Origin of the sequence: Nocardia alba NBRC 108234 (assembly GCF_001612665.1) — a bacterium.
Classification (GTDB): domain Bacteria; phylum Actinomycetota; class Actinomycetes; order Mycobacteriales; family Mycobacteriaceae; genus Nocardia; species Nocardia alba.
The window spans coordinates 340,812-356,032 of the sequence record NZ_BDAX01000018.1 but is presented as its reverse complement, the minus strand read 5'-3'; the positions used below and the strand labels follow the sequence as shown (position 1 = coordinate 356,032).

Below are 15,221 nucleotides of genomic sequence, written 5' to 3'. Positions count from 1 at the left end.
AGTCGCCGGGGCCGTGGCGCAAGTGTGCGCCGACGCGCGGGGGAGTGGGCGCGACCATTACCCTCTAGCGGGTGGCGATATCCAAGGTCGAGCGGCTGATGAATCTTGTCATCGCGCTGCTGTCGACCAGGCAGTTCCTGAGCGCGGAACGTATTCGCGCCAGCGTGGCCGGTTACGAGGACTCCGCGACCGACGAGGCGTTCAGCCGGATGTTCGAGCGTGACAAGAACGAATTGCGCGATCTGGGCATCCCCTTGGAAGTCGGTCCGGTGGGCAGGTTCTCCACCCTCGAGGGGTACCGGATCAACCGGGACGCCTACGAGCTGCCCGATATCGACCTGTCCAGCGAGGAAGCGGCGGCGGTCGCCGTCGCGGTGCAGATGTGGGCCTCCCCGGAACTGGCGGGCGCGGCCGAGGGCGCGCTGTTGAAGCTGCGCGCGGCCGGGGTCACCGTCGAGACCGACAACGTCGGGGTCTCGGTACCCGCGGTTCCCGCGCGGACCCGGGGGTCGGAGCCGGTGTTGCGCGCACTGCTCGCGGCGATCGACGCGGGGCAGGCGGTGCGATTCGGCCACCACAGCGCCATCACCGACCCGTTCGTGACCCGCGATGTCGAACCGTGGGGCGTGGTGACCCGGCACGGGCGCTGGTACCTGGTCGGGCACGACCGCGAACGCGATGCCGTCCGCACGTTCCGGCTGTCGCGGATCGGCGGCGAGGTGCGGCCGTACGGTCCCGTCGACGCGGTCCACAAGCCCGCGCACACCGATCTGCGCGCCATCGTCGACCGGGTCACCGGCGACGCGCCCGTCACCGGATCGGCCACCGTGTGGGTCGCCAAGGGGCGTGGTCGCGAATTGCGCCGCATCGGTACCGAGGTCGATACCCGTGACCTGGGCGGACGCCCCGGCTCGGTGCTCGAGGTACCGGTGCGATCCCGCGACTGGGTGGCCCGGCTGATCACCGGTCTCGGCCCCGACGTTCTGGTCCTGGAACCACCGCAACTGCGCGCCGACGTGATGAACCGGCTACGGTCGGTACTCGACCACACGGAGGTCACGTCGTGAGTTCGCGTCTGTCCCTACGCCTTTCGCGCCTGCTGAATATGGTGCCGTACTTACTCGCGCACCCGGGTATCAGCGCGGCCGAGGCCGCCGCCGAACTGGGTGTCACCACCAAACAGCTGATGAGTGACCTCAATCAGCTGTGGATGTGCGGATTGCCCGGCTACGGTCCCGGCGACCTCATCGATCTGTCGTTCTCCGAGGAGAGCATCGAGGTCACCTTCTCGGCGGGCATCGAGCGGCCACTGCGGCTGACCTCCACCGAGGCCACCGCGCTGTTGGTGGCGCTGCGCTCGATCGTGGAGATGCCGGGCATGGTCGACCCGACCGCCGCGCACGCCGCCATCGCCAAGATCGAATCGGCGATCGCCAGCACCGATGCCGTCATCGCGGGCAAACCGGTCGAGGTCCCGGTCGAGAAGCCGGTGGTCGCGACCGTGCGCGCCGCGCTCGCCGATGCGCGGGCGCTACGCCTGGTCTACTACTCCGCCAGCCGCGACGAGGTGTCCGAGCGCATCGTCGACCCGATCCGGGTGGTGCTGGTCGACAACAACAGCTATCTGCAGGCGTGGTGCAGACAGGCCGAAGGCGTTCGGCTGTTCCGTTTCGATCGGATCGAGGACGCCACCGAACTCGACGAACCGGCCCACGCGCCGAGCCACGCCGCCAACGACGCCGCGGCCCTCGACCTGTTCCAGGACGACCCCGACGTACCGCTGGCCCGGCTGCGACTGCGCGCCGACTACGCGTGGGTGCTCGACCAGTACCCCATGCACCGCATCCAGTCGCGCGCCGACGGCAGCATCGAGGCGGGCATGCGCTTCGCCTCGCCGGACTGGATGGCTCGGCTGCTGCTCGGCTTCGGTACCGGCGTCACCGTGCTCGGACCACCGGAGCTGGTGGACGCGGTGCGCAGGCGTGCCGATGCCGCCCTGGCCGCCTACGCGGCCGCCGGGCTGGTAGGGGAGACCGAACCCGCGTGAGTCAGCGAGTACTGGTCCTCGGTGCGGGCAGCGTCGGGGTGTACCTCGGCGGTCACCTGGCCGCCGCGGGCATGGACGTGATCTTCGTCGGCCGTCAGCGGATCCTCGACGACATCGCCGAACACGGCCTGCGCCTGACCGACCTGGACGGCGGCTCGACCGAGGTGGCGCCCGACCGGTTCGGGCTCGCGCTCGAGCCCGACGAACCCGAGTTGGCCGACCTGGTCCTGGTCACCGTGAAATCGGCCGATACCGCCGCGGCGGTCCGCGCCGTCGCGGGCCGGTTGCGCCCCGGCACGCCGGTCGTGAGCCTGCAGAACGGCATCGGCAACGCCGGCGTGATCAGGGAGATCCTGCCGACCAGCATCGCACTGGCCGGGATGGTGATGTTCAACGTGGTGCACAGCGGTCGCGGGCGATTCCACCGCGCCAGCGACGGCGACCTCGCGATCCAGGACGACCCGGTGGTCGACCGCTTCGCCGACCGGTTCCGGGCGGCGGGCCTGCCGTTGCGCCGCCACCGTGACCTGCGCCCGGTGCAGTGGGCGAAGCTGCTGCTGAATCTGAACAACCCGATCAACGCGCTGTCGGGCCGGCCGCTGCGCGAGGAGCTCGCCGAGCGCGACTACCGCCGCTGCCTCGCGCTGACCCAGGCCGAGGCCCTCGTCGTGATGAACACTGCGCGAATTCGGCCCGCGCGGCTCACCCCCGTTCCGCCCGAGTTGATGGTGCATCTGCTGCGGGTTCCCGATGCGGTCTTCCGGCGGGTGTTCGCGCGGGTGCTCGCCATCGACCCGCTCGCCCGCTCGTCGATGGCCGACGATCTGGCGCTCGGTCGGCGTACCGAAATCGCGTGGTTGTGCGGGGAAATCGTGCGCCTCGGTGAGATGGTCGGGCATCCGACGCCGGTCAACCGCCGGTTGACGGAACTGATCAGGATCGCCGAGTCCGGCGACCCCGTACGGTTCACCGGAACTCGGCTGTTCGCGGAGCTGACCGGGGCGGCGGCCGCTGTCGAGGACTGAATGCCTGGCCAACTTCACAGCGGATGGGCGTCCGCCGCGCTCCGAACACAGGTAGCATCGGTAATCACACAGTCTTTGGAGGTATCTGATAATGGGCACGTTCAGCTGGACGCACCTGCTGATCATCGCGTTGCTGTTCGTTCTGCTCTTCGGCGCGAAGCGGCTTCCCGACGCGGCGCGCGGTCTCGGTCGCTCGCTGCGCATCTTCAAGAGCGAGGTCGGACAGATGCAGGCGGAGTCGGCGCCGTCCGACGCACCGGCGGCCACCCCGGCCACCCCCGCGCCGCAGCAGCAGTTGTCCGCGTCGACGACGCAGGCGCAGACCCCGATCGTCGAGCCGCAGCAGGGCCACAAAACCCTCTGACCTGGGCAATTACCCCGGAGTGGTAGGCGCCGCTCCGGGGCCGAATGCTGTCTCGTCACGAGTTGTCGCCGATCCGAGGTTAGAGGCCACCACCCACCATGCGCATTCCGTTCGATCCCCGGCGCACCAAGCGCAGGACGAATCCCGACGGCACCATGTCGTTGGTCGAGCACCTGCAGGAACTGCGCACCCGGCTGTTGCTGGCACTGGCCGCGATCGCGGTGACCACCCTGATCGGCTTCTTCTGGTACGCGCACACGCTTTTCGGGTTGGAGAGCCTGGGCGAGATCTTGCGCGGCCCCTACTGCGCACTGCCCGAATCGGCGCGGGCCAGCCTGACTCCCGACGGCGCCTGCCGATTGCTCGCCACCGGCCCCTTCGACCAGTTCATGCTCCGGTTGAAGGTCGGGTTCACCGCCGGTGTGGTGATCGCGACACCGTTCTGGCTGTATCAGCTGTGGGCGTTCATCACCCCGGGGCTGTACGCGAAGGAACGCAGGCTCGCGGTCGGTTTCGTGGTGACGGGCTCGGTGCTGTTCGTGACGGGCGCGGTGCTGGCCTACGTGGTGGTGTCGCACGCGTTGTCGTTCCTGATGACCATCGGCGACAACGTCCAGATCACCGCGCTCAGCGGTAATCAGTACTTCGGCTTCATCATCCAGCTGCTGATCATCTTCGGCGTCAGCTTCGAGACACCCTTGATCATCATCGGACTGAACCTGGTCGGGGTGCTGCCCTACACCAAGCTCAAGGCGTGGCGGCGCGGGATCATCTTCGGCCTGTTCGTCTTCGCCGCGATCGTCACACCGCAGGACCCGTTCTCGATGCTGGCGTTGGCGATCGCGCTGACCGTGCTGTTCGAGTTCGCCGTGCAATTCGCGCGGTTCAGTGACGCGCGCAAGGCCCGCCGGGAGGCCGCGGAGAGCTGGGGCGCGCTCGATGACGAAGAGGCCTCTCCGCTGGAGACCCCCGAGCCGGTGGCGTCCGCCGATCCGGTCCGTGAGCCCGAGAAAACCCCGCGCCCGGTGTCGGACTACTCCGATACGCTCTGAGAGGTGACCGACACTCCGGGGCTGCCCAGCGAACTGGCGAAATTCGCCGGCGAGATCTCCTTCGATCTCGACCCTTTTCAGAGCACCGCGTGCGCGGCGCTGGAAGACGGGCACAGTGTGCTCGTGTGCGCCCCGACCGGTGCGGGCAAGACGATCGTCGGTGAGTTCGCCGTGCACATGGCGCTGGCCTCGGGCGGAAAGTGCTTCTACACCACGCCGATCAAGGCGCTGTCGAATCAGAAGTTCGCCGATCTCACCGCCCGCCACGGCCGCGACAGCGTCGGCCTGCTCACCGGTGACCAGTCGATCAACCCGGGAGCGCCGGTGGTCGTGATGACCACCGAGGTGCTGCGCAACATGCTCTACGCTTCCTCGGACTCGCTGCACGGTCTGTCCTACGTCGTCATGGACGAGGTTCATTACCTCGCCGACCGGTTCCGCGGTGCGGTGTGGGAGGAAGTGATCCTGCATCTGCCGCCGGACGTGCGGCTGGTGAGTCTGTCGGCGACGGTGTCCAATGCCGAGGAGTTCGGCGCCTGGATGGAAACCGTGCGCGGCGACACCGCGGTGGTGGTCGACGAGACCAGGCCGGTGCCGCTGTGGCAGCACGTGATGGTCGGCCGGCGGATGTTCGACCTGTTCGACACCAAGTCCAGTGACCACAAGGTCGTGGTCGACGAAGACCTCGTGCGGTTCATCCGCCAGCGCGAGAGCGCCGACCGGATGCACGGGTACGGCGGGCCGCGTGGGCGTGGCGGGCGCGGTGGCAACTTCCGTCCGTTGCCCCGCCCGGATGTGCTGGCGCGCCTCGACGAGGAAAACCTGCTGCCCGCGATCACGTTCATCTTCAGCCGCGCCGGTTGCGACGGCGCGCTGGCCCAGTGCCTGCGCGCCCGTCTCGATCTGAGTCGTCCCGGCGAGGCCGCGCAGATCGACGAGATCATCGACAAGCACACCGGGGACCTGCCCAAGGGCGACCTGGAGGTGCTCGGCTACTGGGAGTGGCGCGAGGCGCTGCAGCGTGGCCTGGCTGCCCACCACGCCGGCATGCTGCCCGCGTTCCGCCACACCGTCGAGGACCTGTTCGTCCGGGGTCTGGTGCGCGCGGTGTTCGCCACCGAGACCCTGGCGCTGGGCATCAACATGCCCGCGCGCACGGTGGTCCTCGAGCGCCTGGTGAAGTTCAACGGCGAGACCCACGCCGAACTCACCCCCGGCGAGTACACCCAGCTCACCGGTCGCGCGGGCAGGCGTGGTATCGACGTCGAGGGCCACGCGGTGGTGCTGTGGCAGCCGGAGGTCGACACCAGCGCGGTGGCAGGCCTCGCCTCCACCCGCACCTATCCGCTGCGGAGCTCGTTTCGGCCCGGCTACAACATGTCGATCAACCTGATCGATCGGATGGGAGCCAAGGAGGCTCGAAACCTGCTCGAGCGGTCATTCGCCCAGTTCCAGGCCGACCGGTCGGTCGTCGGGCTCGTCCGTGGCATCGAACGCAACGAGGGCGCGCTGCGCAAGCTGGAGAGTCAGCTCGGCGGGGTCGACGGCGACTTCATGGAATATCTGTCGTTGCGTGACCGGATCAAGCAGCGCGAGCGCGATATCCAGCAGCAGGGCCGGGCCGACCGGCGCGGCGCCGCGGTGAAAGCGCTGATCGGTTTGCGTCGTGGCGACGTGGTGTCCATCCCCGTGGGCAAGCGTTCCGGGCTCGCGGTGATCCTCGAACCCGACCAGACGCCCGGCGACCCGCGTCCACTGGTGTTGACCGAAGATCACTGGGCCGGTCGAGTATCCGCGGCCGATTTCCCCGAACCCGCCGAAGCGCTCGGGCGCATGGACCTGCCGCGCCGGGTCGATCATCGGGCCGCGCGCATCCGTCGCGACCTGGCCTCGGCATTGCGCGGCACCGGAATCTCGGTTCCGCGCCGGGGCAAGCGCAACGATCGGGTGCGCGGCGGCGAAGATCGTCAGCTCTCGACGCTGCGACGCAGTCTGCGGTCCCATCCCGCCCATGATCGCCCCGATCGTGAGCAGCTGAGCCGCACCGGCGAGCGGTACTCGCGGCTTGCCCGCGAGACCGAGACGATGCGCCAGAAGGTTGCCGCGACCACGAATTCGCTGGCGCGCACCTTCGACCGGATCGTCGGGCTGCTCGAGGAGCGCGGGTTCGTCGCCCACGGTGAGGTGACCGCCGACGGCAGGCGCCTGGCCCGGATCTACGCCGAGAGCGATCTCGTGGTGGCCGAGGCCCTGCGCCAGGGACTGTGGCGCGGACTCGGTCCGGCCGAACTCGCCGCCGTGGTATCGACGCTGGTGTACGAATCGCGGCAGGAAACCGGCCTGCTGACCCCGGCCGGTCCGACCGATCCGATCCGCCGGGCCATCGCAGCCACCATCGAAGTGTGGTCGGACCTGCGCTCCGACGAGGTGCGACACAAACTCGCGCCCACCCGTGAACCCGATCTGGGGTTCGTCACCGGTGTGTACAAATGGGCGCGCGGTGACGCGTTGGCCGAGGCGTTGCTGGCCAGTGGCGACCAGGGCACGACGATGTCGGCGGGCGATTTCGTGCGGTGGTGCCGACAGGTGATCGATCTGCTCGATCAGATCCACAACACCGCCGACGACCCCGAGATCGCGTCCACCGCCGCCAAGGCGGTGCGTGCCGTACGGCGGGGTGTCGTCGCGGTGGACGCCGCGTAGTGGCGACGTCTGTGATTTGATTTCTTCGCGTACCGACCGTGAGGCGGATGTCGTGCGAATGCGGCAGGCCCGGCGCGGGGGGCTACCGTATGGACTAATGATGCGAGTGGAGGCGAGTGGATGAGCGGCCCTTACGGACCGAACAACCCCGGGGAGGGGAATAACGATCCCACCCAGCACTGGGGGGGTCAGCAGGGGGCCGGTGCCGGTCCCACCCAGCACTGGGGTGGTGCGCAGCAGCCGCCACCGCAGGGCGCTCAGCCCACCCAGCAGTGGAACGACCCCAACGCGCAGCAGCCGCAGCAGCAGTGGGGACAGCAGCCCCAGCAGCCGCAGCAGTGGGGTCAGCAGCCCCAGCAGCCGACCGGACCCCAGCAGCAGTGGGGCCAGACCCAGCCGCCGCCGCAGGACTGGAACAACCAGGCCGCCAACGCACAGCAGCAGTGGGGTCAGCCCGCGCCGCAACAGCAGTGGGGCCAGCAGCCCGCGCCGCAGCAGCAGTGGGGCCAGCCGCAGCAGTCGTCCGGTGGCAAGAGCAAGGGCCTGGTCATCGGGCTCGTCGCCGCGGGCGTGCTCGTGGTCGCCGCCGTGATCGGTCTGCTGCTGGTCGTGTTCTCTTCCGACGAACTCGACAACGCGGCTGTGCAGCAGGGTGTGGCGCGCGTGCTGAAGGACTCCTACGGCATCGCCGACGTCTCCGATGTCAGCTGCCCCTCCGGCCAGGCGGTGGAGGTCGACGCGACCTTCACCTGCGATCTGAAGGTCAGCGGCGAGGCGAAGAAGGTGACCGTCAAGATCACCAAGGAAGACGGCACCTATGAGGTCGGCCGCCCCAACTAGGCGCTGCCACTATGTTTTCCGGGCCGTCCGCGACGTACGCGGGCGGCCCGGTGTCGTTCAGTCGGCGTGTGCCGCGGTCAACGCGGTGACCAGACGGGTGATCGGGCTCTCGGCGTTGTACGCGGCGGCCAACGCGAGCAGCCGGTCGGGGTCGGTGGGGGTGGCGGGCAGGACATCCGGACGCGACAGGATCACCTCGGCGTCGCGCACCACCCGCACGACCGGTGCGGCGACCTTCAGATAGTCTTGTGCGGCAACGAGTTTCGCTCGCACACCCTTGGCGATATCGGAGGTCGGATCGGCGACGGCGTCCATCAGCGCGTCGAGCGAGCCGAACCTGGTGATCAGCTGGGCGGCCGACTTGTCGCCGATGCCCGCCACGCCGGGCAGTCCGTCGGAGGCGTCGCCGCGCAGGGTCGCCATGTCGGCGTAGGCCGGTCCCGCGTTCTGTTCGGGCACACCGTATTTCGTCGAGAGCTCCGCGGGGCCGAACAGTTCGGCTTTGGCCAGACCCCGGCCGACATAGAGCACGCGGACCGGTGGGGCGGGCTCGTCGCGCACCAGTTGCAGCAGGTCGCGGTCGCCGCTGACGACGACGACCGGGTCGGTGCGTTCGCGGCTCGCCAGGGTGCCGAGCACATCGTCGGCCTCGAGTCCTTCCGCGCCGCCGGTGGCGATCCCCGCCGCCGCCAGCACCTCGAGGATCATCTCGACCTGCGGGGTGAGCGTGTCGGGCACTTCTTCCGCGCCGGGCGCCGCGGCGGTGCTGGTGTCGAGCCGGTGCGCCTTGTACGAGGGCACGAGGGCCACCCGAAAGGGGGGCCGCCAGTCGAGGTCGAGCCCGACGACGAGCCTGCTCGGGCGATGCTTGGTGACCAGGGAGGCGACCATGTCGGTGAAGCCGCGCAGCGCGTTCACCGAGCGGCCGTCCGTGCCCCTGAGCTTGTCGGGGATAGCGTAGTAGGCGCGGAACCAGAGGCTGGCGCCGTCGAGGATCAATAGGGGTCCACGGGTGCTCTCGTCTGCGGTCACCCGGTGATTGTGCCCCGAAGCACCGACACGGTGGCGGTGACGGTGCCGATGGGCTTCGGTGGCTGTCCTCGGTGCGGTGCGGGTAACGTCGGATCCTATGAGCGCGCACACGGATGCCAGGTTCGCGGCGAAGGTCTACGGTCAGCGGCTGGAGCGGGCGGTCGAATTGATGCGCACCGCGCATCTGGACGCTTTGCTGATCACGCCGGGTCCCGACCTGCGGTACCTGATCGGTTCGGCGGCGCAATCCTTCGAACGGCTCACCTGCCTGGTGATCCTGGCCGACGGGTCGACGCCCTCGGTGGTCATCCCGAAACTCGAGTTGGCCTCCCTCGGTGATTCCGCGGCCGGTGAACTCGGTCTGCAGGTGCTCGACTGGGTCGACGGCGTCGATCCGTACCAACTGGTCCGGTCGATCCTGCACGCCGGGTCCCGCATCGCGGTCGCCGACGCCATGCCCGCGCTGCACCTGATCCCGCTCGCCGAGTCGACCACCGGGCTGCCCGCGTCGGCGACGCCGGTGCTGCGCCGGTCGCGAATGATCAAGGACGAGGCCGAGATCGACGCGCTGCGCCGGGCGGGCGCGGCCATCGATCGTGTGCACGCGCGGATGGGCGAGTTCCTGCGGGCCGGTCGCACCGAGGCCGATGTGTCCGCCGATATCACCGCCGCGATCATCGAGGAAGGCCACACCGAGGCCGCGTTCGTGATCGTCGGCAGTGGCCCGAACGGCGCCGACCCGCACCACGAGGTCTCCGATCGCGTCATCGAGCAGGGCGATGTGGTCGTCATCGATATCGGTGGTCCTGTCGAACCCGGCTACTACTCGGACTCGACCCGCACCTACTCGCTCGGCACACCGAGCCCCGAGATCGTCGAACAGGTCGCGGTGCTCGAGGCCGCCCAGGCCGCCGCGGTGGCCGCGGTGCGGCCGGGAGTGAGCGCGGAGTCCATCGACGCCGCCGCCCGCACCGTGCTCGCCGACGCGGGCCTCGGAGACGCCTTCATCCACCGCACCGGCCACGGCATCGGCCTGTCGGTACACGAGGAGCCCTACATCGTGGCGGGCAACGACCTGGCCCTCGAACCGGGCATGGCGTTCAGCATCGAGCCGGGAATCTACTTCCGCGGCAGGTGGGGCGCGCGGATCGAGGACATCGTGGTCGTCACCGACACCGGTGTGGAGTCGATGAACAACCGGCCGCACGGTCTGACGGTGCTGTAAGCGGTTCGGGAACGGACTGTTTCACGCCCGCGGCGACAGGCGTCCGCACCGCGCCGAGGGGATCGCGGACACTATTTGAGCGTGCTCGACGACAGCACCCGCCGCACCTGGATCGCGACCACCACGCGCGTGGGGTTCTCGCGCGGCACGCGGTAACGCTCGGTGTAGCGGCGCACGGCCTCGGCGACATCGGCGCTGTCGTCGAGCACCGTCGCCGGTCCCTCCAGAGTCAGCCAGCGTGGTCCCTCGATCTGGCTCACCGCCGCGTAGCCGCGTCGTCCGGCATTGCGTGCCTTCACCGACGCGCCATCGGTGATCACGCGGGCGAGCCCGCTCTCCGGATCCCAGGTGAACCCCACGGCCACCACATGCGGGGTGCCGTCGGCGCGCAGCGTGGTGAGCGTGGCCAGGTGCCGCTCGGTGACGAACTCGATGGCAGCGGGGGACAGCTGTGCGATGGCGGTCGGCATGTCCGAAACGGTAGCCGGGCCGACCGGTGCGTCGCAGCGCGGGTCGCGCCGCGTGACGCGACAGGGACAGGCCGACATCGGCAGGCCGGACCGGATGACAGACTGGCACCATGGGAATGCAGCAGAACGATGGGCCGGTGCTGGTCCTGGGCGGGCGCAGTGAGATCGGCCTCGAAGTGGCGCTCAGGCTGGCGCCCGGGCGAGTGGTGATCCTGGCCGCTCGCCGTGCCGATGCGCTGGCGGCCGAGATCGAGCAGGTGCGCGCGGCGGGCGCGGCCGCCGTGCACGCTGTGGAGTTCGACGCGGACGAGACCGCCACCCACGCGCCGCTGCTGGACAAGCTCGCCGCCGAGCACGGCGGTATCGCGACAGCGGTGCTCGCCTTCGGCGTCCTCGGCGATCAGGACCGTGCCGAACACGACCCGGTCCACGCGGTCGCCGTCGTACACACCGATTTCGTCGCCCAGGTCAGTGTCCTGACGACGTTGGCGACCGTGATGCGGGCGCAGGGTCGCGGCCAGATCGTCGTCTTCAGCTCCATCGCAGGCGTGCGCGTGCGCCGGGCGAACTATGTCTACGGTTCGGCCAAAGCGGGCTTGGACGGCTTCGCCAGCGGTCTCGGCGACGCCCTGCACGGCACCGGCGTGCAGTTGTTGCTGGTTCGCTCGGGTTTCGTGATCGGTCGCATGACCATCGGCATGAAACCCGCGCCCATGGCCAGCACCCCCGATCAGGTCGCCGATGCCGTGGTCCGCGGCCTCGGCAAGGGCGCCACCCGGGTCGCGATTCCCGGCCGCCTCGCCGTGGCTTTCTTCGTGATGCGCCTGCTCCCGCAATCCGTCTGGCGTCGGATGCCACGGTGACCGCGTCGGTCGACGCGGCGAAGGGCTGGACCGGCCACCCGATCGTGGTGGCCGGAATCGGGGCCGACGGTTGGCCCGGTCTCGGGGAGAACGTCCGTAGCGCCATCGGGGACTGCGAGGTGGTGTTCGGCTCCGCGCGCCAACTGGCGCTGCTCCCGGCGAGCGACATCGAACGGGTGCCGTGGCCGACGCCGCTGCTGGCTGCCCTGCCGGAGTTGTTCGGGCGCAACGCCGATCGCCGCATCGGTGTCCTGGCCAGCGGTGATCCCATGTTCTACGGGATCGGCGTCACGCTGGCGCGCCGGTTCGGCCCGGCGGCGCTGCGCGTGTTCCCGCAGCCCTCCTCGGCGTCGCTGGCGTGCGCCCGGCTCGGGTGGCCACTGGCCGATACTCCGGTGGTGAGCGTGGTTGCCCGGCCATTGCCCACCATCGTGCCCGAATTGTCCGAAGGGCGGCGGATTCTCGTTCTCAGCGAAGACCAGACAACGCCGATTCGAATCGCGGAACTGCTGTGCGACAAGGGATTCGGCGACTCGTCGCTGACCGTTCTCGAGCAACTCGGCGGCCCCGCCGAACGCCGGTACACCGGTTCCGCCGCCACCTGGGCGCACCCGCCCGGCGACCCGCTCAACATCGTCGCCGTCGACTGTCGCGCCGATCCGCGAACGCGCCGCGACACCCGATTGCCGGGCTTGGCCGACGCCGCCTTCGCCGGGGACGGTCAGCTCACCAAAGCCGAGGTTCGCGCCCTCACCGTCACCGCACTCGCCCCTGTACCGGGGGAAATGCTGTGGGATGTCGGCGGCGGGTCGGGCAGTATCGCGATCGAATGGTGCCGGACCCATCCGCGGTGCCGCGCCGTCACGTTCGAACGACTGCCCGCCCGGCGCGAACAAATCGCGACCAATATCACCGCGCTCGGGGTGCCGGGAATAACGATCCGCGGCGAGATGAGCTCAGAGTTAGCCGAGGAAAAGATCTCGGCGCCGGATGCGATATTCCTCGGCGGCGGCCTCACCCAGGACGGCATGTTCGAACTGTGCTGGCAGCACCTGCGTCCCGGCGGCCGCTTCGTCGCCAACGCGGTCACCGCGGAATCGGAAGCGCTGCTGCTCGACTGGTCTGCGAGGTTCGGCGGAACCCTGCGCAAATTCCAGATCTATCGAGGGGAGGCGCTCGGCGGGTTCACCGCATGGCGGCCGCACCTGCCGGTCGCTCAGTGGATTGTCCGAAAACCCGCTGGTCGCCGGACGGCGGACCCGTAGTGACGATCACGATCAGATCACGCGCAGATCACGATGAATCCGTTCTCACAGGGTCCGCGCGCCGTAAGAATTTCGGACCGGACGTGTAGAACCCACGGCTCGGGGGTAGGGTCGTTGCCGTTCCGGGTAATCCCCCCGGTTCGGTTTCCACGATGGAGAGTTACATGAAGTACTCGAAGTTCGATGGTGATGCCGGTGTCGATGATCGCGGAGGGCTGTCCTGAGAGTTCTGATCCTCGGTGGCACCGGCGAAGCCAGGGAGTTGGCGCGCAGAGCGTCGGGTGAGCGTGGACTCGATATCGTGTCCTCCCTCGCCGGTCGAGTCGCCAATCCGCGGTTGCCGGTCGGTGCGGTCCGCGTGGGTGGGTTCGGTGGCGTCGAGGGCCTCCGAATGTGGCTGCGCGAGAACGCGATCGATGCTGTCGTGGACGCGACCCATCCCTTCGCCGCGCGGGTGAGCGCGCACGCCGCCACCGCCGCGGCCGAGCTCGACATCCCGGCGCTGCATCTGCGCCGCCCCGAGTGGGTGCAGCGGTGCGGAGATCTGTGGACCCGCGTGCCCGATCTCACCGCGGCGGCCGCGGCCCTGACCGCGCGCGACAAGCAAGTCCTGCTGACCATCGGCCGTCAGGGCGTCGGCGCGTTCGTCGGCTGTACGGGCCATGGTTTCGTCATCCGCTCCATCGACGCCCCCGACGTCCCGCTCCCGCCGCGCGCCAAACTGTTGCTGGCGCGTGGGCCGTTCACGTTCGACGAGGAACTCGTGCTGATGTCGCGTCATCGCATCGACGTGCTGGTCACGAAGAACAGCGGCGGTGAACAGACCGAGGCGAAGATCTTCGCGGCCCGCACCGCGGGACTGCCGGTGATCATGATCGACCGGCCGCCGCTGCCCGAGGGTGCGGTGACCGTGGCCGATGTCGGCGCCGCGGTGCGGTGGCTGCGCGAATCCGCGCCGCACCGGGTGCGCTGACCCCGGTGGCCGAGTGCCGTCAGCGCGGGCTCGGTGGTGTGAAGATCGTCGGGAGCTGGTCGAACCAGTGCAGGACCGCGCGTTCGTAGGCGATGCCGAATTCGAGGGTCGCCCGCTGGTGCGGTGCCAGGGCGGTTTCGTCCTCGTCGAGATATCGGTCGAGGCGATCCTGATGAATGTTCTTGTTGGCGGCGATGATCCGATCGCGATGCGCGGGATCGAGGTGCTCGCCGAAGGAGAGCGTGAGCAGCAGTGGCACGCGGATCGTCTCGACGCCCGGGTCGCGCCCGATCCACTCGGCGAAGGCCTCGCGCCCGATGTCGGTGATCCGGTAGGGAATGCGTTCCCTGGCGCCGCGTTCACCCTTGGTCACCAGGCCCGCGGTATCCATTGTGGACAGCTCTCGATAGACCTGGCTCTGGGTGATGGTCCAGAAGTCGCCGATGCGTAGCTGGGCCTGTGTGGCCAGATCCCAGCCGGACTTCGGGCCCTCGTGGAGGAACCCGAGTAGCGAGGCCGCGGTGGAGTTCAGCGGGCGGCGTCGAGTCGCGGTGTCGGTCAACGGTCAACTCCCTTCGAACTACATTCCTAAGTGGAATGTTACGCCGGGGTGCGCGGTCCGCCAATAGTGCCTGTGTTGCGGCGCGTTCGCCAGACCGGGGTGCGGCGATGACGCTCGCGCGCTGAGCGCCACCGCCGCATCGAGCTACCCGTCGGGCTCAGGCCACCGCGAGGATCACGGTGTCGCCGTCGGTGAGCTCATAGGACGCCAGGGTCCGCGAGTCCACCAGCTCGACCTCGCTCGCGGTGGCGAGCTGCTGGTCGGCCGCCGGGACCCCGGTCTGTTCCTGGATGAGGTCCTTCAAATCCTCGACCGTAGCCGTGCTGTCGATGCTGACCGAGACGGCCTCGCTCGCGCCGCCGTCCACCAGCAGCGTGATGCTGGTGGCGCTGTCGGCGAGGGGAGCCTCGGGCCGGCCGGGCAGACCCGGCGATGCCGGTGCCGCGGGCTGCTCGGGTGCTCCCGGAGCCGTGGGTGCTTCGGGTGCCGCGGGTGCCTCGATCGCGCCGGGTGCCGGGGACGCGGCCGGCGGGTCGGCCGAGGCGATTCCCGCGACGGGGACCGCCATGGCGGCGGCGATCAGGCCGACCGTGAGGCCGCGCCGCAGTCGGGTGGGGAGGGCGTGGTGTGCGTGGTGCTGAACTCTCATCGTGGTGAGTCCTTTCATCGTCCTCGTGGGACGCGTTGGGGAATCGAACCAGGAAACGAGCTGTCACGCTGTTGTGCGCGCGGGTGAACCCGCGCAACCAGTGTGCCATCGTGGGCGCGGATCGCCGGGGCCTCGCCGACCATCGCGGTCG

General features: G+C 69.3%; 15 protein-coding genes. 11 read left to right on the top strand and 4 right to left on the bottom strand.

The genetic code is table 11. From position 1 onward, the window contains the following. Nucleotides 1-71 precede the first annotated feature (71 nt). From NA12_RS20710 to NA12_RS20680, 7 genes are all read left to right on the top strand, one after another. Complete coding sequence (locus tag NA12_RS20710) at nt 72-1,067, top strand: helix-turn-helix transcriptional regulator (RefSeq protein ID WP_084472951.1); 996 nt, start codon at nt 72-74, stop codon at nt 1,065-1,067. Further along, the gene (locus NA12_RS20705; protein WP_067453610.1) at nt 1,064-2,047 is read left to right on the top strand and encodes a helix-turn-helix transcriptional regulator; all 984 of its coding nucleotides are present in this window, start codon (nt 1,064-1,066) and stop codon (nt 2,045-2,047) included. Before NA12_RS20710 ends, NA12_RS20705 begins: the two co-directional genes overlap by 4 nt. Continuing rightward, nucleotides 2,044-3,072 carry a 2-dehydropantoate 2-reductase gene (locus NA12_RS20700; protein ID WP_067453607.1) on the top strand — a complete coding sequence of 343 codons (1,029 nt, stop codon included), beginning with the start codon at nt 2,044-2,046 and terminating at the stop codon, nt 3,070-3,072. The genes NA12_RS20705 and NA12_RS20700 overlap by 4 nt, the downstream gene beginning before the upstream one ends. Before the next feature lie 91 nt (nt 3,073-3,163). Beyond that, nucleotides 3,164-3,436, top strand: coding sequence for a Sec-independent protein translocase subunit TatA (gene tatA, locus NA12_RS20695; RefSeq protein WP_067453604.1), 273 nt, complete (start codon nt 3,164-3,166; stop codon nt 3,434-3,436). 98 nt (nt 3,437-3,534) lie between these two features. Next, on the top strand, nt 3,535-4,488 hold the full coding sequence (tatC, locus tag NA12_RS20690) for a twin-arginine translocase subunit TatC (RefSeq protein ID WP_067453602.1): 954 nt from the start codon (nt 3,535-3,537) through the stop codon (nt 4,486-4,488). A gap of 3 nt (nt 4,489-4,491) precedes the next feature. After that, the gene (locus tag NA12_RS20685) at nt 4,492-7,191 is read left to right on the top strand and encodes a DEAD/DEAH box helicase (protein WP_067453598.1); all 2,700 of its coding nucleotides are present in this window, start codon (nt 4,492-4,494) and stop codon (nt 7,189-7,191) included. A gap of 120 nt (nt 7,192-7,311) precedes the next feature. Continuing rightward, nucleotides 7,312-8,031 (top strand): DUF4333 domain-containing protein, encoded by a 720-nt coding sequence (locus NA12_RS20680; RefSeq protein WP_067453595.1) that lies wholly within the window; start codon nt 7,312-7,314, stop codon nt 8,029-8,031. Between the two features lie 57 nt (nt 8,032-8,088). On the opposite strand, the gene NA12_RS20675 is transcribed toward NA12_RS20680, so the two are convergent. Beyond that, complete coding sequence (locus tag NA12_RS20675) at nt 8,089-9,063, bottom strand: 5'-3' exonuclease (RefSeq protein WP_067453592.1); 975 nt, start codon at nt 9,061-9,063, stop codon at nt 8,089-8,091. 97 nt (nt 9,064-9,160) lie between these two features. Here NA12_RS20675 and NA12_RS20670 point away from each other — a divergent pair, with 97 nt between their 5' ends. After that, complete coding sequence (locus tag NA12_RS20670) at nt 9,161-10,288, top strand: M24 family metallopeptidase (protein WP_067453589.1); 1,128 nt, start codon at nt 9,161-9,163, stop codon at nt 10,286-10,288. A 71-nt stretch (nt 10,289-10,359) separates the two neighbouring features. Here the strand turns inward: NA12_RS20670 and NA12_RS20665 are convergent, their stop codons facing one another. Beyond that, entirely contained in the window at nt 10,360-10,758 is a 399-nt protein-coding gene (locus tag NA12_RS20665) for a TIGR03618 family F420-dependent PPOX class oxidoreductase (RefSeq protein ID WP_067453586.1), read from the bottom strand. 110 nt (nt 10,759-10,868) lie between these two features. Here NA12_RS20665 and dprE2 point away from each other — a divergent pair, with 110 nt between their 5' ends. The 3 genes from dprE2 to NA12_RS20650 all read left to right on the top strand — a co-directional run bounded on the left by dprE2 (nt 10,869) and on the right by NA12_RS20650 (nt 13,859). Further along, nucleotides 10,869-11,621 (top strand): decaprenylphospho-beta-D-erythro-pentofuranosid-2-ulose 2-reductase, encoded by a 753-nt coding sequence (gene dprE2, locus NA12_RS20660; RefSeq protein WP_132370027.1) that lies wholly within the window; start codon nt 10,869-10,871, stop codon nt 11,619-11,621. Continuing rightward, nucleotides 11,618-12,886, top strand: a complete 1,269-nt coding sequence (locus NA12_RS20655) for a bifunctional cobalt-precorrin-7 (C(5))-methyltransferase/cobalt-precorrin-6B (C(15))-methyltransferase (RefSeq protein WP_067453583.1) — start codon at nt 11,618-11,620, stop codon at nt 12,884-12,886. The genes dprE2 and NA12_RS20655 overlap by 4 nt, the downstream gene beginning before the upstream one ends. 220 nt (nt 12,887-13,106) lie before the next feature. Then, nucleotides 13,107-13,859: a cobalt-precorrin-6A reductase gene (locus NA12_RS20650; protein WP_067453580.1), complete on the top strand. Its 753-nt coding sequence runs from the start codon at nt 13,107-13,109 to the stop codon at nt 13,857-13,859. A gap of 19 nt (nt 13,860-13,878) precedes the next feature. Here NA12_RS20650 and NA12_RS20645 read toward each other — a convergent pair whose 3' ends face one another. Both NA12_RS20645 and NA12_RS34190 read right to left on the bottom strand, forming a co-directional pair. Next, nucleotides 13,879-14,421, bottom strand: coding sequence for a PadR family transcriptional regulator (locus tag NA12_RS20645; RefSeq protein WP_067453577.1), 543 nt, complete (start codon nt 14,419-14,421; stop codon nt 13,879-13,881). Between the two features lie 157 nt (nt 14,422-14,578). After that, nucleotides 14,579-15,070, bottom strand: coding sequence for a ubiquitin-like domain-containing protein (locus NA12_RS34190; RefSeq protein ID WP_132370029.1), 492 nt, complete (start codon nt 15,068-15,070; stop codon nt 14,579-14,581). Between the last annotated feature and the right edge of the window lie 151 nt (nt 15,071-15,221).